Origin of the sequence: Lacrimispora algidixylanolytica, from assembly GCF_003609635.1 — a bacterium.
Classification (GTDB): domain Bacteria; phylum Bacillota; class Clostridia; order Lachnospirales; family Lachnospiraceae; genus Lacrimispora; species Lacrimispora algidixylanolytica.
The window spans coordinates 78,817-102,559 of sequence record NZ_MCIA01000015.1; the positions used below are offsets into that span (position 1 = coordinate 78,817).

The window sequence follows — 23,743 nt, forward strand, 5'->3', positions numbered from 1 at the left end:
TTATTTATTTGTCAAGAATAATAATTTGTAAATAAATCAAAAATAGTACCAAGGTTATGCTGAGGAGAACGATTTATGTGGAAACAATGAGTAAACATCACATTGGGGAATAGAACAAAGTAACAATTAGGGCTGTGCATCAAGTTTCGATGCACAGCCCTAATTGTAATGTAATTTATTTCGTTTGTTTTTATGAAAGACTATTATGTTAAGTGTAAGATAAGTCATATATAAGTCATTGATAAGTCGGCTCTAATTGTAAAGAGCATACATCGTATTGGCACCAGCAATACCGTCCGCAGTAAGCCCTTCGCTTGACTGAAAACTTTTAACAGCTGATGTCGTTCCAGCTCCAAAAGTTCCATCTACCCCATTGGGATTAAATCCTCGGCAATAGAGCATACCCTGTAGCAGATAAACTGCATTTCCTTTACTGCCGGACGATAAGGTTTTCACTGCCGCCTTAGAACTTGCGCCGAAAATACCGTCGGCAGTCACACCAAGAAATCTTTGATAAGCAATCGTTGCAGCTTTCTTTGTATTAGAACCGTAAATACCATCAGCGGTTAATCCAGCGGAATAATTGTTATTGAGCCAGGTCTGAAAACTCTTGATTGTACTGTCCCCAGTTGAGCCGCCGCCGCCTCCTGTGTAACGGAGAACATAAGTCCAAGGGCTGTTGTAGTAAGAACGGGTGCAGATTTCTTTTCCGGTTTGGTCTCCAGTTTGTCCTCCAGTGGTAGTTCCGTTTTCATTTATACTGGCATGTACGATTTTACTGTTGCCGATATACATGGCAGTATGTCCGCTGGATCCAGTTCTTAGGAGTACATCACCATTTTCTAATCCTTTGCCAGAAGCCAGTGTTATCTTAGAGGTAACGTCAGAGAACCCACAGTTAAGAAACGGGTTGTACATCGTACCGGTAGCCCCAGCGCCCTTACTTTTCACGGGCACTCCTGCATTTTCCCATGCAGTTATGATAGCAGAAGAGCAGTCGTAATCAGGCCCCCACCGATTTGTCTGATCGTAACCGTGTGAGTCGTCATTTGCCAGATTAATCATCCATTGTGTAGCAGTTTCAATTTTTCCCATACCAAAAACCTCCTATTTTAATTTATTTAGTTACAGAAAATCGGACCGTGTTTTCTATATCTAAAGGTTACAGCCAGTGCAGCATGCAATACAATGCAATGGTTTTAAGTGCTTTACTAAGGTTAAAATGAATATTGGTTTACAAATCGTTTCCATTTTTCTTTTTTCTTAGTAAATACCTTTAAGGAGGATTACTTGATGAATGGTAACATAGAAAAAATAGACCAGAAGAAAGCTTTCTTACAATCTTATCAGGCACTCATTGTTTCCATAAAGACATTGGGAAATTTGTTGGTTCGTCTTGAGGAGGAGCAAAATCAATTGTTTTCTATTCTATCAAGGTTTTCTGGTATAGGTCAGGTGGAGGTGGAAATGTCGGACATATGCTCTTGTCTTAGAGAGCAGCTTAGGGAAAAGAATCAGATTTGTAAAAGAATTGTGAAAGATGTGAGCCTTATGGACTCTGAAATAGAAAAAGATATCCTATTGTTAAAATATATCTCTGGATATACATGGGAAGAAATTAGTGAAATGACCAACTATAGTTTAAGACAGGTTTATAACATACATAATCATGCACTGAAACATTTTTCCATGTAATAGAGAACACGAAAGAGAAAGGAGGCAATAAGGTGTCGAACCCTTACTGCCTCCTTTTCTGATAAAGCTGTGCTTATCCAGCTTCATGTCCAGGTATGCTGTTGTTAATATAAGTATTTCCTTCTAGTTTAGGGAAGCCGGTAACCTTCATATCACGGATGATGGGATAAAGATCCTGATCCTGAGGAAATTCAAAATGAAGGGTTTGGTCCTTTCCATAAAATGTGGCTTCGGTGCCGTCTCCTGTGAAGAAAGCAGTACTAGTTGGATAAATAACCGTACTCTCATTGGTGGCCATAACCGTTTCAGATATAGCAAAATCAAAAGACGTATCAGTAATGTTACTGATTATGATCTCACAATATACAAATGGAGATTCTGTCGCTGGAATATCCACATATTTGTAGACACCTTCATCAAAATAAGATCCTTCATATAATTGAACATTTGATTTTACCTGCTCAGTTTCGGTGGGCTTTTGGGTTACGCTAATTGATGGAACAGCTACGCTTGTTGCTTGCTCCGTGGTGTTTTCTATTGTCTGGGTCGTTTGGTTCGTCTCGTTTGCACACCCACTTAACAGGAGTCCAGTGGATAGACAAAAACATGCAAAAACAGTTCTTTTATTCATCTTTTTCACCTCATAAAATAGATAGTTAGGTCTAAATGCCATAGTAAGTACTCATGGAAAGCAGCAGTTTTGCTTGAAAATGGGGGATTAACTAACGATACAATTACTTAGATTAAAAATAATGATGACTAATTTAAACCTAATTTCCTGCTATTATATCTTTATTTTAAAGTAAAAGCAAATGTGTGTGACAAAATCCTTCTTCCAAAGACTAACCCATTACAAAATTGATTATTTATTCAAAACCTAAATTCTTGCAATACTATTTGTTTATTATCAACAAATCTTGACGGAAGCATAATATCGTAATAAATAGTTATCCATAAGCTTAAATTATTTTGTTAAAGCAATGAATGAGCGAAAGAATAGAAATGGGAGACCAAGAATGATAGTTTCGATTTCCCATTTCTATCTATGATATGATTACTAGGTTAGGATTTGTTATTGTCAAATTTCAAACATCGGCTCAATATATCCCTTAATAAATTCTATTCGATCTTTAGCTTCCGGTATAAAAAGAGAAGCAATCGAAATAACCATTTGATTCTTGGTATTCACATAAATTATATTTCCGCCGTCTCCCATAGCTGCATAGCTATTCTCATCAATAAGCCACCAAAGATAGCCATAGGCGAGATTCCCCCATTGAACGCAGCAACTATGTTCCCTCGTGCTTTCAGACATCCATTCGGCCGATACAATCTGCTTGTCATTCCAAACCCCGTTATTTAGATATAATTGGCCTATTTTCGCCATCTCGACAGGTGTCAGGAAAAGCCCCCAGCCTGCCGTGTTCAATCCTTTTGGATCAACAGCCCAGCCACTGGTGTTTTTATCACTCATAACGGCGAAATGTTCTTCTTTATTCCTTAGCACAATATTGCTAGGTACATTGATTCCCAAGGGAGAGAATAGTTTTTCTGTAGCAAAATCCAGTATGGAGCGTCCGGTCGCTTTTGCAAGGATTCCTGATAGAAGGTGGGTTCCTCCAACAGCGGAATAATTAAATTCCCCAATAGAACCATCCCCTCCTAATAGATCAAGCGCATCTTGAATTGGGTTCTGGCTTGCAAAAAACTTCTCGTATGGTTCTGTCTTATATTTATAAGGAGCTGTCATAGTGAGTAAATTTTTAATTGTAATCTCTTGAATTGTTTTTTTACCTGCATTAACGGTGTAATACGGGAAAAAGTCCAATACCCTCTGATCAACACTTTTGATGTCACCCTCATCAATGGCAATACCAATTAATGTGGAAACAATACTTTTTGTCACTGAGTAGATATGAATGGGATTATCAACAGTATATTCATTGAAATAGTTCTCATATACTTTTGTACCATTTTTTTGAATCACCAGGCCTGTGATATTACTGTAGTCTTTGTTTATTATTTTATCTAGCTCTTTGATTTTTTCTTGATTCATATAATTATTTTCCTCCTATTTAGTTATGAAGGATATCCTTGACTAAAGGATAAATCCATTAAAAATCAATTGCAAGCCTTATTTTAAAAGAAACATGGAAGATATAATTTTTTCTCAAGTTGAATGATTTATTTTAGTTCAGTTTATTGAATTTATTCGATTTTTTAAAAGTCATGATAATCAAAACATAAAAAAGGAAAACCTTTCTCAAAGTTTTCCTCATCTTAATATTCTGAATTATTTTGCTGAAATCATTTGTTATTCTACTTGATAAAATAATCTTTTAATATCTGAGCGTATTCTAAGCGTTCTTCTGGCTTTGTATTCTGCCTGTTTGTCTTATATAAATTGTCGTTCTTATACCTAGGAAACACATGAAGGTGATAATGCCATACATCTTGATTTCCGCAAGGTTCATTATGCTGTCTGGAAGATACTCCATCACATTTATACGTTTCTTTTAATGCGAGAGCGATTTCTCTTTCTAAATCATGTATCCGGTAAGAGAGTCGAGATGGGAGGTCATATAAGTTCTCTATATGCTCATTAGGAATTATGATGACATGACCCTTGTTGTTTTTCCACCAACAGGATGAAATAAATGCAGTAACGTAGTTATCTTTATATATAATATCATTCTGTTTTGTATATATATGTTCGCTCTCTACACCGTCAACTATTTGACAAAAGGGACAGACGTATCCTTCTGGTGCGTGATTATACATAGCGTACCTCCAATTTGATTTACAAATTTATATAAATAATTTTAATATTAGCATACGAAACATATGTGAAAAATTCAAGTATATAACTTTATATAAATCAGGCAGAATAAAAAGAATCATTTGGCCCAATTTTCAAACATTTTTATAGAGAACAACGTGTTTTGCCATAGTATCAGTACAAATGAAAGCATTTGCATAGATCAGTTCGTGGTAAATGGTAATTATGTAAGTAATTACTATTGCGGTTATAAAGAAAGGATAAGATAAGCTAACTAAAATAGAGAAAAATATGTTGAAAATTACAAATAGAATCGGATTTATTACATACAATTAGCTTTTTGATGATAAAGTGATAAATTAATATTGAGCAACAGATGGATGAGTTGAATAAATATTAGTTAAATGGCTAAATAATACAGCAATTACAAAGATAACCATAAGCCATAGCATATGTATTTACTCATACACCATTGTATTTCATTATACGACTAATAAAACACTTAACATATACAATAATTAGACACATAATTACGGACAAGAAAGGAGTAAGAAGTTTTCATTGGAACTTTCAATTCATACAGATAGGTGGATTTTATCCTGTAAAAAAACGAAAAAGGAGGGGAGAAGCGAGGGGTGTTACGCAGGTAAGGATCTGGCTAACGAAGGAATTGTTAGATAAAAACTATGAGGAGGTTATAGTATGATGCATAAGGATTTATTTAAAGGTAACAAGCTAACTTGCCAGGTTCATGTTCATGCTTTTTTAACCAGAGAAAGGAGAAAACGTATTGCTAAGCTATTGATAGCAGCTATGGTTTTACCTAGCATTCTATCTACAGGCTTCGGACCTTCGATGCAAAGTCATGCAGCCGAAAGCAAAGCAAAAGCGACAGCAACAGACGAATATCAAAACCGATTTTTAGAACTAAGAGAGGATATTACAGATCCGAAAAATGGGTATTTCAGCCCGAAGGGGATTCCATACCATTCTGTTGAGACATTGAATGTGGAGGCTCCGGATTATGGACATGTAACTACCAGTGAAGCTTTTAGTTATTATATATGGCTGGAGGCTATGTATGGTAAATTCTCAGGAGATTTCAATGAATTCAAAACTGCCTGGGATAAAGCAGAAACGTACATGATCCCGACGGAAAAAGATCAGCCCGAATCCAGTATGAGTAAGTATTCCGCTAGCAAACCTGCTACCTATGCCCCGGAATTTGAATTACCGGACAAATATCCTGCACCATTAAACTCAGGTGCAGCGGTTGGTGTTGATCCGATTAACAGTGATCTGGTTTCAACCTACGGTAAGGGTACTATGTATGGAATGCATTGGTTGTTAGATGTTGATAACTGGTATGGTTTTGGAAGCAGAGCTGATGGTGTCACATCTCCATCCTACATCAATACATTCCAGAGAGGCAAAGAGGAATCTGTGTTTGAGACAGTTCCACAGCCATGCTGGGACGCAATGAAATTTGGTGGCAAGAATGGCTATCTTGATCTTTTTACAGGAGACAGCAACTATGCAGCTCAGTTTAAATATACGGATGCACCAGATGCAGATGCCAGAGCCATTCAGGCAACTTATTGGGCAGACGAATGGGCGAAAGACCATGGCGTTAATCTTGGAACTTATGACAAGAAAGCCAGTAAAATGGGTGACTATTTAAGATATTCCATGTTTGATAAATACTTCAGAAAAATTGGTTCTCCTACCGTAGCAGGTACCGGATATGATGCAGCAACTTACCTGATGTCCTGGTATTATGCATGGGGTGGTGGAGTAAACGCTGACTGGTCATGGAAAATCGGTAGCAGCCATAATCACTTTGGTTATCAGAATCCAATGGCAGCCTGGATTTTATCAGAAGATAGTAAATTAAAACCTCAATCACAAAATGGAGCCAGAGACTGGGGAAAGAGCCTTGACAGGCAGCTTGAATTCTATCAGTGGCTGCAGACTTCCGAAGGTGCAATTGCAGGCGGAGCTACAAACTCTCAGAATGGCCGCTATGAAGCATTGCCAGCCGGATTATCAACCTTCTATGGTATGGGTTATGATGCCAACCCTGTTTATGCAGATCCAGGAAGCAATACCTGGTTTGGATTCCAGGCATGGTCCATGCAGCGTGTCGCTGAATTATATTATAAGACGGGAGATGCCAGAGCGAAAGACCTTTTGGATAAATGGGTAGGCTGGATTAAGACAGTAGTAAAACTTAATAGTGATGGATCCTTTGAAGTTCCAAGCGGTCTTGATTGGTCTGGACAGCCTGACACATGGACCGGAACTTATACCGGAAATCCAAAACTCCATGTAAAAGTTACTAGTTACAGTACAGACCTTGGAGTCTCAGGTTCTCTTGCAAATGCGTTACTGTACTATAGCAAAGCATCAGGTGATGACGAATCAAGAGTATTGGCTAAGGAACTGTTAGATCGTATGTGGACGTCATACAGAGATGATAAGGGTATCGCGATACCAGAAAAAAGAGCTGACTACAAGCGGATCTTTAATCAGGAAATCTTTATCCCAGCCGGTTGGACAGGAAAAATGCCTAATGGCGATGTAATCAAACCTGGCGTTAAATTTATTGACATTCGTTCTAAATACAAAACTGATCCAGATTATCAGAAGCTGCTCACTGCCTATAATAATAATACAGATCCGGTATTTACTTATCACCGTTTCTGGGCACAGTGTGATATTGCTATTGCAAATGGTGTTTACTCTCTCCTTTTTGGTGAGGGCAATGAACCCGTAAATAATTCTGCAATTACTCCTATCACAGCAGTCTTTGATAAGAATCTTACAAAACAAAAAGATGTATCAGTAGAACTTACTTTAAATGGTAATACCTTTACTGGAATTAAAGATGAAAGCACTGTTTTAACAGAAGGTACCGATTATACGGTAACTGGCACAACAGTGAAACTGTCTAAAGATTATTTGGCAGATAAGAGTGTTGGTGAGTTAAAGCTTACCTTTGATTTTAGTAAGGGCGTTGATCCGACACTTACGGTATCAATTACAGATACCACATTAGGTGGAACCATTTCACCAACCACAGCCACCTTTGATAAGAATATTGAGAAGCAGGCTGATATCGTAACTACCTTAGATAAGGCTGGAAATACTCTAAAAGGCATTAAACTGGGAGGCCTTCAGTTAGTTGAAGATGTAGATTATACAATATCAGGAAGCACAGTTACATTCTTAAAAGATTCTCTGGCTGGTCTTAAGAAAGGGACCTATAAAATCGTATTTGATTTAAGTGCAGGAACAGATCCAGTGTTGACTCTGACTGTAGTAGATACTTCCGTTTCACAGGGTAGTATTAAGGTACAGATGTTTAATATAACGTCGGCAGAACAGACCAATTCTTTGAGCCCGAAAATTAAGCTCGTCAATACTGGTACAAGCAGCATCAATCTTTCTGATGTTAAACTTAGATATTACTATACGGCTAATGGAAATGTAGGTCAAAGCTTCTGGTGTGACTGGTCTTCAATTGGCAGCAGCAATATTACAGGATCCTTTGTTAAGTTGTCTAATGCTGAGACAGATGCCGATCATTATCTGGAAATCGGATTTACATCTGGAGCAGGAGATCTGGCAGCAGGACAATCCGTAGAGATACAGACGAGAGTAACTAAAAATGACTGGACCAATTATGACCAAACAGATGATTATTCATTCGCAGGTACCGGAACTGGTTATATGGATTGGTCTAAAGTTACAGGATATATCTCTGACAGCCTAAATTGGGGAGAGGAGCCATAAGTTTATCTTAGAAATACAAGATAGAAGTATAGTCTGAACGGTATATGGATTATGATCATAAAAAGAATGTGGGCAACTTCGAATTAGCGAAGTTGCCCATGATTTTTAGTGGTGGTGATTAACTTGAAATTCTATTGTTTTTGAGAAGATCTTCACGAGAAATCAATAGTCTTTTTTTGCGTACAAATTCCATTAAAGGTATCCCTTGATTGTTAGCAAAGATTCTACAAAAATGAAATACAGAATACCCCACATGATTTGCGATTCGTTCTGATGTCAATTCATCTATTATATTCGTCTCGATGAAGTGTATACTTTGTTCTATTGCCTCATTATAATTCAATGAACCACCTTGCCTTTCCTCCGTACGGTAACTACATTATATCAACAATTTTAAATGATTGCTGTTCCTGTTTTGCTATCACTTTGGTTAATAATATAAAAGTGCTAATATGTGTAAATTTCATTAGTTATCGATTGTAAAAGACAAGAAAGACTTTGTGGGGATTTATCAGCGGTTTGAATTTGACCATTTTACGCTCCAGTTCCTTCATAACTAGATGGCTAGACATAGTTCTTACCTGTTATTCCATTGCATTCACAATAACAATCCATTACAATACTTTTAACCACGATGTTTGTTAATATGGAATAGCAGGAGGTAAAACATTGAGTTCATGTACCTATATTGCTTCAAATACTCCGCTTCCGGAAGTGAAAAACCCCCATTGCAAATCGATGTCTGTGAACGAAGCATTGTCTATGGGAATGATCGTGCCAGATTTTTTGTTAAATTCAGACAGCAATAGGGATGCACCCGGCGTAATCTTGTGGTTGGATACCGAAACCAAATTAGATACTGAGCTAGGAGCCTTAGTTGATGGCGATTTCGATGATGATCTAGCGATTCTGATATTGGACGGTGATACTGACGATATATATACCGAAAAAAAATACAAGGCCTATATGGAATGGACCTGCACAAAGGGACGATCACAAAAAGTAATTGAATATATAAGAGAACAGCTAACATATACAGATGAAATTGAAATATGGAACATTTGGAAGGGAAGCGAAAGCAGACCTCAAATAGATAAACGCTTAATTTCTATTGAAGCGTTCACTTCTGATGATTTAGTCTGTTTTGAAAACTCGGATGTATTCTCCCAGCCTTCAACACAGTATTGTCTTGTCATCACGAAGGAATCAATATAATTTCCAATCAAAAGGCACTGCTTCTATATTAAATATAGGTTCTACAGAATGTTGATTCAAAAACTATAAATAATAAATTGAAATCGGAAAGCCAAGGGATACATATGACACCAAAGGAAACGCTTCAAAGAATTTTAGAACAGCACAATCAACCCTCAAACACACCGGATGACGTGCTATTTAATATGATTTTCCCCTATTGCATATACAAGGATTTAGCAAAGGGCAGTCCCTACTCGGATGATGGAGTGAACAAAACTTATGTAACAAGGTGTATGGATATTTCCTCTGAAATATATCGTAGCCTGAATTTCGGATCAAAACTTCTTGTAGTATATGAAGCCTGTTATAGCAAAAACGAGAAAGAGGAAATTCAATTTGTAGAAAGCTGCCTCAATGGAGTAAAGAAAAAGGAGGCATACTCGTTTTCATGGAAGTCCCCCCATATGGATGAGACCTATCCCGCCGCACTTGCTTGCAATCGTGAAGTATATAATTGCACTCGCATACTGTACGAAGCAGAGAATATTGATGTACAACGTTTGTTTTTGGAAATCATTCTATCTGACATCGGCGGTAAATATGAATTAGCATCTAAAATATTTATTATTGACACGACAACAGGCTGTATATTTCATCTTTTTGATGACAGAGGCTTATGGGTCAGTGGATTGGAAGGAATGTATTTTCCGCAGCTCGGTGAGGGCCTTTTATAAAAAATCCACCTTTAAAGTCCTGCCGGAGAGTGAGATAGAGCGATAAGGTTATCAGGTTTTCTGGAAAGAATGGCATTGGAGAAAACATATAAAATAGAAAATAAGATCCTTCCAAGGTACGAATGCTCGACTATTTTTCAGTCGGGCTTTTTTGTTTCTTAAAAGCCGATAAAACAAATACATAAGTAGGTAAGGACACTCTGGCATTGGTCATACCAGGAATTAGTCCAATTTTTTCATACATTCTCACAAAAATCAAACAAGGAAATGCACTATAATGACTATTATTTTTTGCAATATTGTCAGTTTGGAATGTTTATTTTATAATAGTATTGATGGAAAAATTATCTAAATAATTTAGCTGGTTGAACCAAAACACTTATGAAAAAACATTCCTTCATCCTTATGGTCGAAAACCCATGAAAGATAAGGAAAATGCCAAAACTTGATTGTAAGGACAACAGATGAAAGAAAAAGAGAATGCAAAGAAAGGAGCGTGAAACATGGAAGATTTTAAGATTCTAGAGATAAAAACAAGTGTCTTTGCTGACAACAGCATACAAGCCGGAAAGCTTCGAGAAGAATTAAAGGATAAAAAGGTCCTTCTTCTTAATCTCATGTCCAGCCCCGGTGCTGGTAAAACTACCACCTTGACTCGTACGATTAATGCCTTAAAAGACCGTCTTACTATTGGTGTTATGGAAGCGGATATCGATTCCGACGTGGATGCCCGTACCATTTTAAAAACTGGTGCAAAGACAATTCAGCTTCATACCGGTGGTATGTGCCATCTGGATGCAGAAATGACCCGTCAAGGATTAGAAGGGCTTGATACGGACGGCCTTGACCTTGTAATTTTAGAAAACGTGGGCAACCTGGTATGTCCAGCGGAATTTGATACCGGAGCAGTAAAGAATGTTATGATCCTCTCCGTACCGGAAGGAGACGATAAGCCTCTTAAATATCCGTTGATGTTCTCTATTTGTGATGTAATACTAATTAATAAGATGGATGTAATGCCATATTTTGATTTTGATATGGAAAAATGCAAAGCCAATATTAGGCTTCGGAATCCCAACGCGATTGTCATTCCCATCAGTGCACAAAAAAACGAAGGCATAAAGGAATGGACCGACTGGTTAGAAAATGCAGTAAACTCTTGGTGTGAATAACAAAAAAAGATCTTAAAAAGATAATCATAAACTTCAAAGGCGCAAACATGCGCGGGAAAGGAAATTATGAGTGAATTAAGACCTAAAATCGTAAAGCTGGCTAAAATGGTAGGCGGTATTGCTGGAGCTATGAATAAAATTGATGAAAATTCTCCCGAATACTATTCGCTAGACTGCGTTGTCACAGATGACATGGCCGATATTGCTATGATTATGGGGTTGCGAAAACCTCGAACCTTTGAATATGTTGCTAAGCGCTCTGGAAAGAGCAAGAAAGAGACAAAGGCCCTCTTAGAGCAGTTAGCCTATACCGGTGTCGCCAAGGTATGGAAGGATAAAGAAGATCATAAAGAAAGGTTCTTTGTGAATATCTTTGCACCTGGTATGTTAGAAATGATGGTGAACAACCGGGAACAGCTTAACGAACACCCTGAAATCGGCAAGGCGTTTGAAGAATATACCAGACTCCGTCTTGCACCTATGGCATCAAAATTCCCACAAGGCATGGCAATGATGCGTGTGATTCCGGTAGAAGAGGCCATCAAAGATATTCCCGGTACAAAGCCCTGGGAACATCTTTCCTATTATTTGGACAAATATGATACGTTTACAGTATCAGACTGCTCCTGTCGCCAGTCACGCCGGGTAATCGATGAAGGCTGCGGACATTTGGAAAAGGACATCTGTATCCAGATGGGAGAAGGAGCCGAGTATTATATAAAAACAGGTAGAGGCCGCCAGATCTCACGGGAAGAAGCAAAAGAAATTATTAAATTTGCAGAAAACAACGGCCTGATGCATGAAATGCCTCATACTGACGGACTTGGTGAATCCGCGGCAATCTGCAATTGCTGTGGTTGCTCCTGCTTCTCCTTACGACTTGCAACACTTTTTAATACTCCAGATGCCATCCGCTCCAACTTCACTGCCAAGGTAGATAAAGAAAACTGCGTGGCCTGTGGGCAGTGTGTGGAAAATTGTCCGGTTAATGCATTAAAACTTGGTCAGAAGCTCTGTTCCAAAACACCTGTTACCATAAAGGCAGAACCTACCGCCCGTGACCATATTTGGAATGAAAGCAATTGGAATGTGGATTACCGAGAAAACCGGAAAGATGTTACCGAAGAAGGCACATCCCCTTGTAAAACGGCATGCCCGGCTCATATTTCCGTTCAAGGCTACATAAAGCTTGCTGCTTCTGGCCGCTACCACGAAGCATTAGAATTAATAAAGAAAGAAAATCCGTTTCCTGCTGTCTGCGGACGAATTTGTCCTCATGGCTGTGAAAGCGAATGTACCAGGGGAGATATTGACGAGCCGGTTTCCATTGACGAGATCAAAAAGTTTATTGCGGATAAAGAGTTAGATGGTTCTATCCGCTATATTCCGCCCATGCGATATCATCTTGGTAATAAGATTGCGATAATAGGTTCAGGACCTTCCGGTCTTTCCTGCGCATATTACCTGGCAATTGATGGATATCAGGTAACCGTATTTGAAAAAGAAGAAAAGCTTGGTGGTATGCTTACTCTTGGAATTCCCTCCTTCCGTCTAGAAAAGGAAGTGATCAATGCTGAGATTAACGTTCTGCGTGAGATGGGAGTCACCTTTAAAACTGGAATTGAAGTAGGAAAAGATATCACTCTGAACGAACTTCGAAACGAAGGTTATGAGGCTTTTTATCTGGCAGTTGGAGCGCAAGGTGGTAGAAGCCTTTCGATTGAAGGGGAAGAAGCGAAGGGCGTAATATCAGGCGTTGATTTCCTTCGTGACGTAAACCTTGGGAAAAAGGTTGAGCTTTCTGGAAATGTAGTTGTTATTGGCGGCGGTAATGTAGCGATTGACGTTGCCCGTACAGGAACAAGACAGGGGGCCGATTCGGTTCATCTTTACTGCCTGGAAGATTTAAGTGAGATGCCAGCACTACCAGATGAGATTGCAGAGGCAGAGGAAGATAACGTGTTCTTTCATAACGGCTGGGGACCGAAACGAATCTTGACGGAAGATGGTAAGGTGACCGGCGTGGAATTTAAGCGTTGCATCCGTGTATTTGATAAAGACCAGCGGTTTGCGCCAGAGTACGAAGAAAATGATACCATCATTGTTGAGGCAGATACAGTACTGCTTTCCATTGGTCAATCCATTCAGTGGGGCGGACTACTCTCAGAAAGCAAAGTTGAGCAAAAAGGTAATGGTACTGCCATAGCCGATTCATTGACGCTACAGACTTCGGAGCCGGATGTGTTTGTGGGGGGCGACTGTTTTACCGGACCTAAGTTTGCCATCCATGCCATTGCAGCCGGTAAAGAAGGTGCAATCTCCATACACCGTTATGTTCAACCGGGCCAGTCTCTTGTATTTGGTCGGGACCGTCGTGAATACCATGCGTTTGATAAAAACAACGTTGCCATTGGTTTACAAGATTTTGATATGACTCCCCGTCAGAGACCAGGCCATTCTCCTGAGAAAAAAGGTAGCATTTATGATGAACGTATGACATTTACAGAGGAACAGTTAAAGAAGGAGACAGAACGCTGCCTTGGCTGTGGAGCGGTAGAAATTGATAATTATATGTGCATTGGCTGTGGTATGTGTACGACCAAATGTAAATTTGATGCAATCCATCTAGAGCGAATCTATAACACCGTTCCTAATACCTATGAAAAACTTCCTGTGAAGATTGCCACCAACGCAATTGTACGTACCGGAAAGATAGCAGCTACCACCCTGAAAGAAAGCGTTAGCAGAAGAAGCTAGCGAGAAAAGAAGAGGTAACAATGCATGAGCTTGGTGTATTAAACTCAATGGTTCATACCATCGAGCGTATTGTAAAGGAGCAGAATGTAACAGCAGTCCACAAGCTTGTCATCGAAGTTGGCGAGCTTTCCGGTATCGTGCCCAGGTATCTAGAGCAAAGCTGGCCCGCTGCCTCCTATAAGACTTTTATGGAAGAAACTAAGCTGGAACTAATTGTGATCCCAGGTATTGTTAAATGCAAAGACTGCGGCAGGGTATTTAATGCTGTTTACAGTGATTTAAATTGCCCTGACTGCGGCAGCAATGATATGGAGATTTTAGAAGGCAATGACTTGATGATTAAGGAAATCGTATGTAATTAATGGATTTCTAACTGGATATAGCGCAATCTCCTATGGGGATTGTTCGTATCACGATAAAACCGCAATCCCTGATAAAAAGGACTGCGGTTTTATTTGTAATTAGATATCTATTTCCAATCGGAAAGCCATGTCTTGTCATTTGCAATCGCAGTTACCACTTCCTCGCCGGATTTGAAGTTATCAAAGGTTCCATTGCTAATTTCATTGATAACTTTACTTAACAGTTTTTCATAATAAGCTTCCGGGGTAACCTCGGTTGTAGTCTGAGTAAAATGCTGTTGGGATTCCGACGAGGCGATACGTGCATATTCGTTTTTTACTTGGGAAATGAGTTCATCACGATTCATATAACTTGCTCCTTTGCATCAATCGTTTATTTATACCTTTACGATTATTAGGGTTATTATTTACGCGTAAAGTGATATTATGCAATAGATTACATTTATGTTAAAAGAAGATAGAATTCTGTTGAAATAAATATAAAAATCAATCTTCCTGTGTTATGATACAAGAAAAATGAAAGGAGTGATTAGTATGCATATACAATTTATTATTCATGAAGTGTTCGAAGGACCTGGAGCATTTTTAACATGGGCAAAGATGAGAGGACACAGCATTGGTTATTCAAGAGTATATCAAGGGGAACCGCTTCCGATTTCCATAGAGAATATAGATTTATTAATTGTAATGGGCGGTCCCCAATCACCAAGTACAACGGTTGAACTGTGTCCTCATTTTGATGGAGCCGCGGAAATAGCACTAATTAAGAAGTTTATTGATTCAGAAAAAGCAGTCATAGGGGTATGTTTAGGATCCCAGCTTATTGGTGAAGCATATGGCGCCAAATGCGAGAAGAGTCCTGAGAAAGAAATTGGTTGTTTTCCAATCACATTAACAGAAGCGGGAAGAGATAATAAATTCTTTTCTCATTTCGACGATGTTAGTTTGGTAGGTCATTGGCATAATGATATGCCAGGGCTAACAAAGAATTGCCAGTTAATTGCTTACAGTGAAGGATGTCCAAGGCAGATCGTACAATATGATACCTTTATCTATGGATTCCAGTGTCATATGGAATTCACTCATGAACTGGTGGAACTGTTGATTGAACATTCGGAAATAGAACTGCAAAAGAATAAAGACAGGCAGTATGTTCAGCAAGCAAATGAATTAAGGCAAAATGATTATACAACAATGAATCATAATTTATTTATGTTCTTAGATAAATTTACAGCTGAATATTTACAGAATTAAAACCCCATTGGTTCCACAACCCTATCAACAATCCCATAATGATAACAGTACATAGGTACTTGTCGGGGAAGGTCAAGGCAAAGGAGAAAAATGAGCAATTATATAATCTCTTTAGAAAATTTCACAGAAAAAAACATATTTGAACTATCGGATAATTTTCGGGGCACTGATCCAAAAGGGAATGTGATTTCGTTCACAAACTATTATATGGAAATGAACGGAAAGCCTTTCTATGGTATCAGCGGTGAATTTCATTTCAGCCGATGTGAAGAAGCATATTGGGAAGATGAGATAATCAAAATGAAAATGAATGGAATCAATATCATCTCCACTTATGTATTCTGGATTCACCATGAGGAAGAAAAAGGAGTATTCCGATTTGATGGCAGGCGTAATGCCCGCCGTTTTATTGAATTATGCAATAAGCATGGTATGTTTGTAATTATTCGGATTGGTCCATTTAATCATGGAGAGGTGCGCAATGGTGGCTTTCCAGACTGGCTGTATGGTATGGATTGTGAACTTAGAAGCCTTGACGAAACGTATTTATTCTATGTGCATCGTTTGTTTAAGGAGTTGGGAAAACAGTTTGACGGGTTATATTACAAAAATGGAGGGGCCATCATTGCAGCCCAGATTGATAACGAATACCAGCATTCTGCGGCGGGGTGGGAGATAACAACGGGAGTTTCTGAGGAATGGATTCCCACAGGAGCGGACGGAAACAATTACATGCGAAAGATAAAGGAAATGGTAAAGGAGGCAGGAATCGACGTCCCATTCTATACCTGTACGGGGTGGGGAGGTGCGGCAACTCCTACCAAAGAAATGCTTCCTCTTTGGGGAGGATATGCGTTTTGGCCCTGGATTTTTTATTCCCACAAAGGGGAACATCCAGTGACCCCAGAATATATCTATCGGGATTTTCATAATAATGAAGTTCCAAAGACATATAACTTTGAACCCTTTTACCAGCCGGAATCCATGCCATACGCATGCTGCGAGATGGGCGGCGGTATGATGTGTAGTTATAATTACCGTTTTGATCTTCCATTTGAAAGTGTGGATGCCATGGCAAATGTAAAACTGGCTTCTGGCTGTAACCTTTTGGGATACTATATGTTTAAGGGAGGCACGAACCCTAAGGGTCAGAAGACTCCGTTTTTAAATGAAAGCCAGGTACCTAAACTGTCTTACGATTATCAGGCACCAATAGGAGAATACGGCCAGAAGCGGCCTTCTTATGACAGATTAAAGAGGATTCATTTATTTGTCGGGGAATGGGGAGAAAAACTATGTCACATGAAGACCTTTCTTTCGAATCAAGGGGAGAACATTGATCCGTCGGATGTGGATACCTTGCGTTTTGCAGTTCGGTATGATGGAACAAGCGGTTTTGTCTTTCTAAATAATTATCAGGATCATGTTCCATTGAAGGAGAAAAAGGGCTGTACCATCTCCATTCTGGTGAAGGAAGAAGAGATAAAAATTTCTGATATCTCTCTGGCTGCTGGGGAAAATGCAATTCTTCCACTTGGAATGGATATGATGGGAATCCAATTAAAATACGCAACGGTTCAGCCGCTGACCATAGTGAGAGAAGAAGACGATGTCACTTATTTCTTCTTTTCACCCGAGGGGTTAGAACCTCGCTATGTTTTTGATGCAGAAACAGTAAAAGGAGTGGAAGGAGAGTATAGGCAGGAAGGAAAGGATAAAACGATAGAGATATATCCAAAGCAAAATGAAATGGATATATTTATTATAAAAGGAATCAAATCAAAAATAAGAGTTGTTACTCTAACCGCAAAAGAGAGTTTGGATTTTTATAAAATCAAGTTAGCTGAGAAGCAATTTGCGGTTTTGACAGCAGGAACACTTCTCCAGGAAGGGAATACACTGCGTATCGAATCAGAAAGAGAAGAAGAATCCATTGTTTTATGGCCGGAAGTGAAAATGGAATCGAATCAGGATAAGGATCGGAATCAGGATCATGATGAGGTTAAGACTTCTCTAATTATGGGAATATTTAAAGGGTTTCTTCTTGTTAGAAAGAAAAAGGAGTCACCTGTGGAGGTAAGGCAAATTGGACCGTCCCGCTATACCATAAAAGTTCCGGATCATTACATGGAGGGAGTCAAAGAGTTGATTCTCGCGATCCAGTATAGAGGAGATATTGCTCATCTGTTCATCGATGGAGATATGATAGCCGATAATTTCTGCAACGGGCATCAGTGGGAAACGGGGTTAAAACTGTTTGAAAAACGTCTGACAGGTGATATAATGACCCTTCTAATCACTCCTTTAAAGGAAGGAAGCAACATCAATGTAGAATCTTCAATGGCAGGAAGAAAAGAAGAAGTGGATAAAGAGGTTTCCAGTGTTGAGAGGATCTTCTTAAAACCCGTCTATGAATACAAGTTAGAAGTAGATCATTAAAACATTTCATGGTTTATAACATTGCGACGATGCAATCTGCAATGGAAATGACATAGCAAAATATTAGGTCGTGTTGCAACCGCTTTTTGAGATTCCACTTTCGCAAACGAAAGTAATATGATAGAATAATACCAATCAAAATTCAGGAGGCGCATATGGGGATTTTGTTAAATCGTTTATTAATTATTTTAAATGACAGTGATTTAAAGTCAACGGATTATCATATTGCGTTTACCTTATTATCAAATTTTTATCTGATCAATGAAATGACCATAGGAGAGGTGGCTGATTTATGTTCTGTATCCAAGTCAACCATATCCAAATTTATAAGAAAACTTCATTTCGAAGATTATTCAGAATTCAAAGCGGCTGCACCATTTGTAGAAAACAGGAGTGGATTCAAACTTAATTACAATCGGAATATTGCGGAATATATTGAGCAGAATAGTATGGATTCTTATATTGATAGTATTTTAGATGATGTTTCCTCCTGTAAGAAAAACATTGATATGGAGAAGGTCAAAGAATTAGCCAGATATTTGGTCAGTTACAAAAATGTAGCAAGCTTTGGTCTGCTATTTTCTGAGCTTGGAGCAATGGATTTGCAGGCGAAGCTTGCTTATAATGGTAAATTTATCATTACAAATTTAGACGATTTAAAGCAGGATGACTACATTAACAATGCAGGAGAGGATAAACTGATTATTATTTTCTCTAATTCCGGTTCCTATATTCAGCGTAACATGCTTTCAGAATTTCAAACAAAAAAAGATTATTCCAATATCAAAGCAAAGATTGTCTTAATAACTGGTAATGCAAAAATGGAGAATCACCCTGATGTGGATTTGTGTATTAGCTTTACACATAACTCCACCGTCCAGACTCACTCCATAATTTATCCTTTGATTAACGATATGATAATAATGGAATACAGAAAACTGACAAGAATAAGATAAGCGGACAGATTAGACTCTGACGCTTATCTTTTTTTGTACCATTTTTAATGATTCTAGAGCAGAGTTTCCAAAAATCGAACTTATTAGAAATCCGAAAATTATGTGCTATGATTGGTTTACAAACAAAAACACCTTGGCCGGGGGAAGTAGATAGTAATACAAGGAGGGATATTTATTATGGCTAAAAAAAATTATGATGAATTAGCAAAACAAATCATTACCTTTGTGGGTGGGGTAGAAAATATCTCCGAATTGACACATTGTGTAACAAGGCTTAGGTTTAAGCTAATAGATAATGGCAAAGCAGATCAGAAGGCATTAAAGGCTCTGGACGGTGTTTTATCTGTAGTAATTGGCAATGGTCAGTTCCAGGTAGTTGTGGGAACGGTAGTAGAAGATATTTATAATACAATTTTACAGCGTTATCCCATAAAAAGTGAAAAAGGGACTGAAACTACTGCACAAAAAAGTGGTAATGTTTTTTCCAATGCATTGAATATGATGTCGATTATAGTGAATCCCATCGTAATTGCACTGGCAGGTGCTGGAATGATAAAAGCACTATTAGTGATTCTGACCACAACTCTGGGTGTTTTAGATAATACCGATAGTACCTATTTGATTTTGTCTGCCGCGGGAAACAGCGTGTTTTATTTTCTACCGCTTTTCTTAGCTTTTTCTTCTGCAAAAGCATTTAATTGTAATCCATATATCTCTGTGGCAATGGTAGGAGCCCTTATGGAACCTAATTTTACCGGCCTGATGAAAAATGCGGGAGATGTGTCATCTTTTATAGGAATTCCTGTGGTATTGATGAAATACTCCGGCACTTTGATACCTGCCATTATAGCTGTATTGGTTTACTCCAAGTTAGAAAAGTTATTAAAGAAATTTATTCCTAAAAGTATTGAACTGTTTGCACTGTCATTTGTAGCACTGGTTATTATGGTACCTCTCTCTGTAATTGTTATCGGACCAATTGGTGTATATCTTGCAAACGGAATTGGTGATTTTGTAAATCTTATGAGCACTCTGAACGGGCTTCTGACCGGATTAATTATCGGAGGCGGCTGGACATTGCTGGTAATGATTGGAATTCACTGGGGTGTTGCACCTATTATGATCAATAATATATCTACCTATGGATATGATTATATACGCCCCATGGTAGCAGCTGCGACCTTCGGAAGTGCGGGGGCTGCGTTTGGTGTATTCTTAAAAGCGAAAAAGAAAGAAACAAAGGCGTTTGCATTATCTGCAGTCATTCCTGCTTTGCTTGGCGGAGTAACAGAGCCGATTGTATATGGAATTTCGATAAAGTATAAGAAGCCATTTATCGCTCAAATGATTGGCGGTGCTGTTGCAGGTGCATTTATGGGCGCCATGCATACGAAGGCATTTGTCTATGTATTTCCGGCACTGACAACCTTACCTGCTTTCTTTGGTGACACATTTGTGTATTACGCAATCGGTATCACTCTTGCATTTGTAGTTTCGGCCGCAATCACTTATATACTTGGCATTGATGAATCATTGGATGGCATAAAGGAAGATAAGATTGACGTTGTCAATGATTCGAATGCAGTTCAAAAGAAAGAGTTCTCTCTTGGGGCTTTTGCAGAGGGGAATGTTGTAAAATTAGAAGATGTCAATGATGAGGTGTTTGCGTCTAAGACAATGGGAGAAGGAGTTGCAATTGATCCAGACAAGGGAATATTGTATTCTCCAGCAGATGGAGAAATTGCTGTGGTTTTTGATACCGGTCATGCGATTGGCATAATAACGGATCAAGGAACAGAGATATTAATGCATATCGGTATCAATACAGTGGAACTGAAAGGAAAAGGGTTTCATGTATTGACTACAGTGGGTAAGAGTGTAAAACGCGGTGATGTATTGGTTGAATTTGATTTAAAAGAGATAAAACGAGCAGGATATGACACCACCACCATGTTGCTACTTACCAATACAAGCGAAGCCGTTGATATTGATATTGCATCATTTGACCATGTGACTCAAAATGATAATTTAATAAACATCAGGAGGAAATAAAATGCAGAAAACTATTTTTCCCGAAGGATTTTTATGGGGAGGCGCCACCGCAGCCAATCAGTGTGAAGGTGCCTGGAACGTAGATGGAAAAGGGATGTCAGTTGCGGACTGCAGCAGATACAAAGGTGATTTGGATCCAAGCGATTATAAAGGCCATCATACGATTTCCAGTAAAGATATTGAGGAAGCGATGGAAAGTAATGATACGGCTAGATACCCGAAACGTCATGGGATTGATTTCTATCACAGATATATAGAAGATTTGGACTTGTTTCAGGAAATGGGATTTAAGTGCCTTAGGGTATCCATACAGTGGACACGCATCTATCCAAGTGGCATGGAAGAAACTCCAAATGAGAGTGGACTTAAGTACTATGAAGATTTATTTAGAGCCATGCAAAAAAGAGGAATTGAACCACTTGTGACCTTACATCATTATGAAATGCCTCTATATTTATCCAACCATTATGATGGATGGTATCAAAGAGAAGTAGTTGACTTGTTTTTGAAATTTTGTAAAACGGTATATCGAAGATACAATGGATTGGTAAAATATTGGCTGACATTCAATGAAATCGATAGTGCGTTTCGTCATCCGTTTACAACGGCTGGGTTAGTAGAAGACCGTTATCCGGAAGAAAAATGGGAAGAGATCGTATATCAATCAATTCATAATCAATTTGTTGCAAGTGCCCTGGCAACGAAATATCTGCATGAAATGATACCCGGTGCTCAAATGGGCTGCATGATCACCAGAACCCTCACATATCCGGAAAACTGTCATCCACAGAATATGTTACTTGCATTAAAAGAAAACAGAAAGAATTTTTATTATTCGGATGTTCAGGTGAGAGGAGAATATCCCAGTCATATTAAGAAAGAGTGGAAACGAAACAAGATTCATATTGTTTTTGGAGAAGAGGATGAGAAAATATTAAAAGATTATCCGGTTGACTTTATTTCCTTCAGCTATTATATGAGCCGTGTTTCAACCATCGATGATACAAATAAAGAGCAAGTGAGCGGAAATCTTACCAGTGGGGTAAAGAATCCTTATCTGGAGACTTCTGAATGGAACTGGCAGATTGACCCTACGGGCTTATGTATTTCCCTTATTGAGCTCTATGACAGGTATGATAAGCCTCTGTTTATTGTAGAAAATGGGCTGGGCAGTACAGATCGGATAGAAGCCGATGGAAGCATACAAGATGATTACCGAATTCGGTATTATAAAGACCATATTCAGGCCATTGCAGATGCCATTGAAGAAGGTGTAGAAGTGATGGGATATACTCCATGGGGCTGCATCGATTTAGTAAGTATGTCTACTTGTCAAATGACAAAACGATACGGTTTTATTTATGTGGATCTAGATGATGAGGGAAATGGTTCCTATGACAGAAAGAAAAAGAAATCCTTCGAGTGGTATAAAGAGGTAATTGCTACGAATGGCAGTCATTTTAATAACGATTAATTTAACATGATAATCACCAGAAAGAGGCATTACAAATGATCCTTATATCGATTTGGTCGAAGTTTTAAACCGAACATCTGATTTTAACAGGAAAAACCCGGCTGGAAATGAAGGCCGGGTTTCCTTTTATAGAAAATATAATATTTAAATATTCCCCCCATTTTTATGCAACCGTTCAAGAAACAATTCCACTGCTTTTGGCAAATTATTTTCATGAATGAGATAGGAAAAATATCTATAATATTGATTTTTTAACGGAATGATTTTAACTTCTTTATGTTTCACCGACTCATCGACAACTAAAGAGGATATGAAACTAATTCCCATATGATTTTTTACAGCCTCTTTAATGGCATAGTTACTTCCTAACGTAATTAAGTTTTTGGGGGATATTCCATAGCTGTTTAAAAATATATTTAAGTTTTCGCCGGTTCCAGAGCCTTTTTCCCGGTGGATCCAGGTCTGGTTTGACAAGGAGGTTTTAAGCTCGGCTCCTTTATCGTATTGAAAAGAAACTGGAGCGACTATGACCATGCTATCCTTATAAAAATTATGGTAGATATAATTCTCCACCGGCACAGTGCCTTCGATTAAAGCTATATCAATATCACGATTTTTAAATTTCTCATAGATGTGCTCCGTATTTTCAATTGTCATATCCAATTTAATGTTTGGATAGGATTTCATAAACTCACTTAATATAGAAGGGAGTAGAAATTCTCCAATCGTCATACTGGCACCGATTCTTAATGTCCCACAAGGAGATTGGTCCGATTGTAAAAGCTCTTCTTTCGTTTCTTCTAAAACAGATAAAATCTGTTTCGCACGTTTATAAAGTAAATCCCCCTGAGCGGTGATAAATATATTCCTTTGCTTATTTGAGCGTTCAATCAGTCTAGTGTGAAAATAATTTTCCAAGTTAGAGATATGAAGGCTTACGCTTGGTTGGGATATGTTAATTGCAATAGCAGCTTTTGTAAAGCTCTTCTTATCGACTACAGCAATGAACGTTTTCAATTCTTCGATCAAAAGGAATACCTCGTATTTTCTATTATATAATACATAAAGCATTAGAAA

The 23,743-nt window shown here is 38.4% G+C and carries 18 protein-coding genes; 12 read left to right on the plus strand and 6 right to left on the minus strand.

All coding sequences use genetic code 11. The features are described 5' to 3' along the window. Positions 1–252: 252 nt before the first annotated feature. Positions 253–1,095 (minus strand): C40 family peptidase, encoded by an 843-nt coding sequence (locus BET01_RS22225; protein ID WP_120196783.1) that lies wholly within the window; start codon positions 1,093–1,095, stop codon positions 253–255. Between the two features lie 198 nt (positions 1,096–1,293). Between BET01_RS22225 and BET01_RS10655 the strand changes: the two genes are divergently transcribed. After that, positions 1,294–1,695: a sigma-70 RNA polymerase sigma factor region 4 domain-containing protein gene (locus tag BET01_RS10655; protein WP_120196784.1), complete on the plus strand. Its 402-nt coding sequence runs from the start codon at positions 1,294–1,296 to the stop codon at positions 1,693–1,695. A gap of 73 nt (positions 1,696–1,768) precedes the next feature. Here the strand turns inward: BET01_RS10655 and BET01_RS10660 are convergent, their stop codons facing one another. The 3 genes from BET01_RS10660 to BET01_RS10670 form a co-directional block, all read right to left on the minus strand. Next, positions 1,769–2,326 (minus strand): hypothetical protein, encoded by a 558-nt coding sequence (locus BET01_RS10660; protein WP_120196785.1) that lies wholly within the window; start codon positions 2,324–2,326, stop codon positions 1,769–1,771. 447 nt (positions 2,327–2,773) lie between these two features. After that, positions 2,774–3,751 carry a serine hydrolase domain-containing protein gene (locus BET01_RS10665; protein WP_120196786.1) on the minus strand — a complete coding sequence of 326 codons (978 nt, stop codon included), beginning with the start codon at positions 3,749–3,751 and terminating at the stop codon, positions 2,774–2,776. Between the two features lie 263 nt (positions 3,752–4,014). Then, positions 4,015–4,476, minus strand: a complete 462-nt coding sequence (locus tag BET01_RS10670; protein ID WP_120196787.1) for an HIT family protein — start codon at positions 4,474–4,476, stop codon at positions 4,015–4,017. Positions 4,477–5,176: 700 nt separating this feature from the next. Here BET01_RS10670 and BET01_RS22230 point away from each other — a divergent pair. The 6 genes from BET01_RS22230 to BET01_RS10700 all read left to right on the plus strand — a co-directional run bounded on the left by BET01_RS22230 (position 5,177) and on the right by BET01_RS10700 (position 14,491). Beyond that, positions 5,177–8,269, plus strand: a complete 3,093-nt coding sequence (locus BET01_RS22230) for a glycoside hydrolase family 48 protein (protein ID WP_120196788.1) — start codon at positions 5,177–5,179, stop codon at positions 8,267–8,269. 669 nt (positions 8,270–8,938) lie between these two features. After that, positions 8,939–9,484, plus strand: coding sequence for a hypothetical protein (locus BET01_RS10680; RefSeq protein WP_120196789.1), 546 nt, complete (start codon positions 8,939–8,941; stop codon positions 9,482–9,484). Between the two features lie 104 nt (positions 9,485–9,588). Next, positions 9,589–10,200, plus strand: coding sequence for a DUF3885 domain-containing protein (locus BET01_RS10685; protein ID WP_120196790.1), 612 nt, complete (start codon positions 9,589–9,591; stop codon positions 10,198–10,200). Positions 10,201–10,703: 503 nt separating this feature from the next. After that, positions 10,704–11,372: a hydrogenase nickel incorporation protein HypB gene (hypB, locus tag BET01_RS10690; protein WP_120196791.1), complete on the plus strand. Its 669-nt coding sequence runs from the start codon at positions 10,704–10,706 to the stop codon at positions 11,370–11,372. Positions 11,373–11,438: 66 nt separating this feature from the next. Continuing rightward, a complete protein-coding gene (locus BET01_RS10695; protein WP_120196792.1) occupies positions 11,439–14,129 on the plus strand; it encodes an FAD-dependent oxidoreductase in 2,691 nt (896 codons plus the stop codon). Between the two features lie 20 nt (positions 14,130–14,149). After that, positions 14,150–14,491 (plus strand): hydrogenase maturation nickel metallochaperone HypA, encoded by a 342-nt coding sequence (locus tag BET01_RS10700; protein ID WP_120196793.1) that lies wholly within the window; start codon positions 14,150–14,152, stop codon positions 14,489–14,491. 107 nt (positions 14,492–14,598) lie between these two features. Here BET01_RS10700 and BET01_RS10705 read toward each other — a convergent pair whose 3' ends face one another. Then, positions 14,599–14,838 carry a hypothetical protein gene (locus tag BET01_RS10705; protein ID WP_120196794.1) on the minus strand — a complete coding sequence of 80 codons (240 nt, stop codon included), beginning with the start codon at positions 14,836–14,838 and terminating at the stop codon, positions 14,599–14,601. A 187-nt stretch (positions 14,839–15,025) separates the two neighbouring features. Here BET01_RS10705 and BET01_RS10710 point away from each other — a divergent pair, with 187 nt between their 5' ends. From BET01_RS10710 to BET01_RS10730, 5 genes are all read left to right on the plus strand, one after another. Beyond that, on the plus strand, positions 15,026–15,745 hold the full coding sequence (locus BET01_RS10710; protein ID WP_120196795.1) for a glutamine amidotransferase-related protein: 720 nt from the start codon (positions 15,026–15,028) through the stop codon (positions 15,743–15,745). Positions 15,746–15,835: 90 nt separating this feature from the next. Beyond that, the gene (locus tag BET01_RS10715; protein WP_120196796.1) at positions 15,836–18,184 is read left to right on the plus strand and encodes a beta-galactosidase; all 2,349 of its coding nucleotides are present in this window, start codon (positions 15,836–15,838) and stop codon (positions 18,182–18,184) included. Between the two features lie 155 nt (positions 18,185–18,339). Next, positions 18,340–19,140, plus strand: a complete 801-nt coding sequence (locus tag BET01_RS10720; RefSeq protein WP_120196797.1) for a MurR/RpiR family transcriptional regulator — start codon at positions 18,340–18,342, stop codon at positions 19,138–19,140. A 177-nt stretch (positions 19,141–19,317) separates the two neighbouring features. Continuing rightward, complete coding sequence (locus tag BET01_RS10725; RefSeq protein WP_120196798.1) at positions 19,318–21,192, plus strand: beta-glucoside-specific PTS transporter subunit IIABC; 1,875 nt, start codon at positions 19,318–19,320, stop codon at positions 21,190–21,192. A 1-nt stretch (position 21,193) separates the two neighbouring features. After that, positions 21,194–22,666, plus strand: coding sequence for a glycoside hydrolase family 1 protein (locus BET01_RS10730; protein ID WP_120196799.1), 1,473 nt, complete (start codon positions 21,194–21,196; stop codon positions 22,664–22,666). A gap of 144 nt (positions 22,667–22,810) precedes the next feature. Here BET01_RS10730 and BET01_RS10735 read toward each other — a convergent pair whose 3' ends face one another. Next, complete coding sequence (locus tag BET01_RS10735) at positions 22,811–23,695, minus strand: LysR substrate-binding domain-containing protein (RefSeq protein ID WP_120196800.1); 885 nt, start codon at positions 23,693–23,695, stop codon at positions 22,811–22,813. Between the last annotated feature and the right edge of the window lie 48 nt (positions 23,696–23,743).

Coding starts and splice junctions, on each gene's coding strand:
- BET01_RS22225 (WP_120196783.1), bottom strand. CDS start 1,095: ATGGGAAAAATTGAAACTGCTACACAATGGATGATTAATCTGGCAAAT.
- BET01_RS10655 (WP_120196784.1), top strand. CDS start 1,294: ATGAATGGTAACATAGAAAAAATAGACCAGAAGAAAGCTTTCTTACAA.
- BET01_RS10660 (WP_120196785.1), bottom strand. CDS start 2,326: ATGAATAAAAGAACTGTTTTTGCATGTTTTTGTCTATCCACTGGACTC.
- BET01_RS10665 (WP_120196786.1), bottom strand. CDS start 3,751: ATGAATCAAGAAAAAATCAAAGAGCTAGATAAAATAATAAACAAAGAC.
- BET01_RS10670 (WP_120196787.1), bottom strand. CDS start 4,476: ATGTATAATCACGCACCAGAAGGATACGTCTGTCCCTTTTGTCAAATA.
- BET01_RS22230 (WP_120196788.1), top strand. CDS start 5,177: ATGATGCATAAGGATTTATTTAAAGGTAACAAGCTAACTTGCCAGGTT.
- BET01_RS10685 (WP_120196790.1), top strand. CDS start 9,589: ATGACACCAAAGGAAACGCTTCAAAGAATTTTAGAACAGCACAATCAA.
- hypB (WP_120196791.1), top strand. CDS start 10,704: ATGGAAGATTTTAAGATTCTAGAGATAAAAACAAGTGTCTTTGCTGAC.
- BET01_RS10695 (WP_120196792.1), top strand. CDS start 11,439: ATGAGTGAATTAAGACCTAAAATCGTAAAGCTGGCTAAAATGGTAGGC.
- BET01_RS10700 (WP_120196793.1), top strand. CDS start 14,150: ATGCATGAGCTTGGTGTATTAAACTCAATGGTTCATACCATCGAGCGT.
- BET01_RS10705 (WP_120196794.1), bottom strand. CDS start 14,838: ATGAATCGTGATGAACTCATTTCCCAAGTAAAAAACGAATATGCACGT.
- BET01_RS10710 (WP_120196795.1), top strand. CDS start 15,026: ATGCATATACAATTTATTATTCATGAAGTGTTCGAAGGACCTGGAGCA.
- BET01_RS10715 (WP_120196796.1), top strand. CDS start 15,836: ATGAGCAATTATATAATCTCTTTAGAAAATTTCACAGAAAAAAACATA.
- BET01_RS10720 (WP_120196797.1), top strand. CDS start 18,340: ATGGGGATTTTGTTAAATCGTTTATTAATTATTTTAAATGACAGTGAT.
- BET01_RS10725 (WP_120196798.1), top strand. CDS start 19,318: ATGGCTAAAAAAAATTATGATGAATTAGCAAAACAAATCATTACCTTT.
- BET01_RS10730 (WP_120196799.1), top strand. CDS start 21,194: ATGCAGAAAACTATTTTTCCCGAAGGATTTTTATGGGGAGGCGCCACC.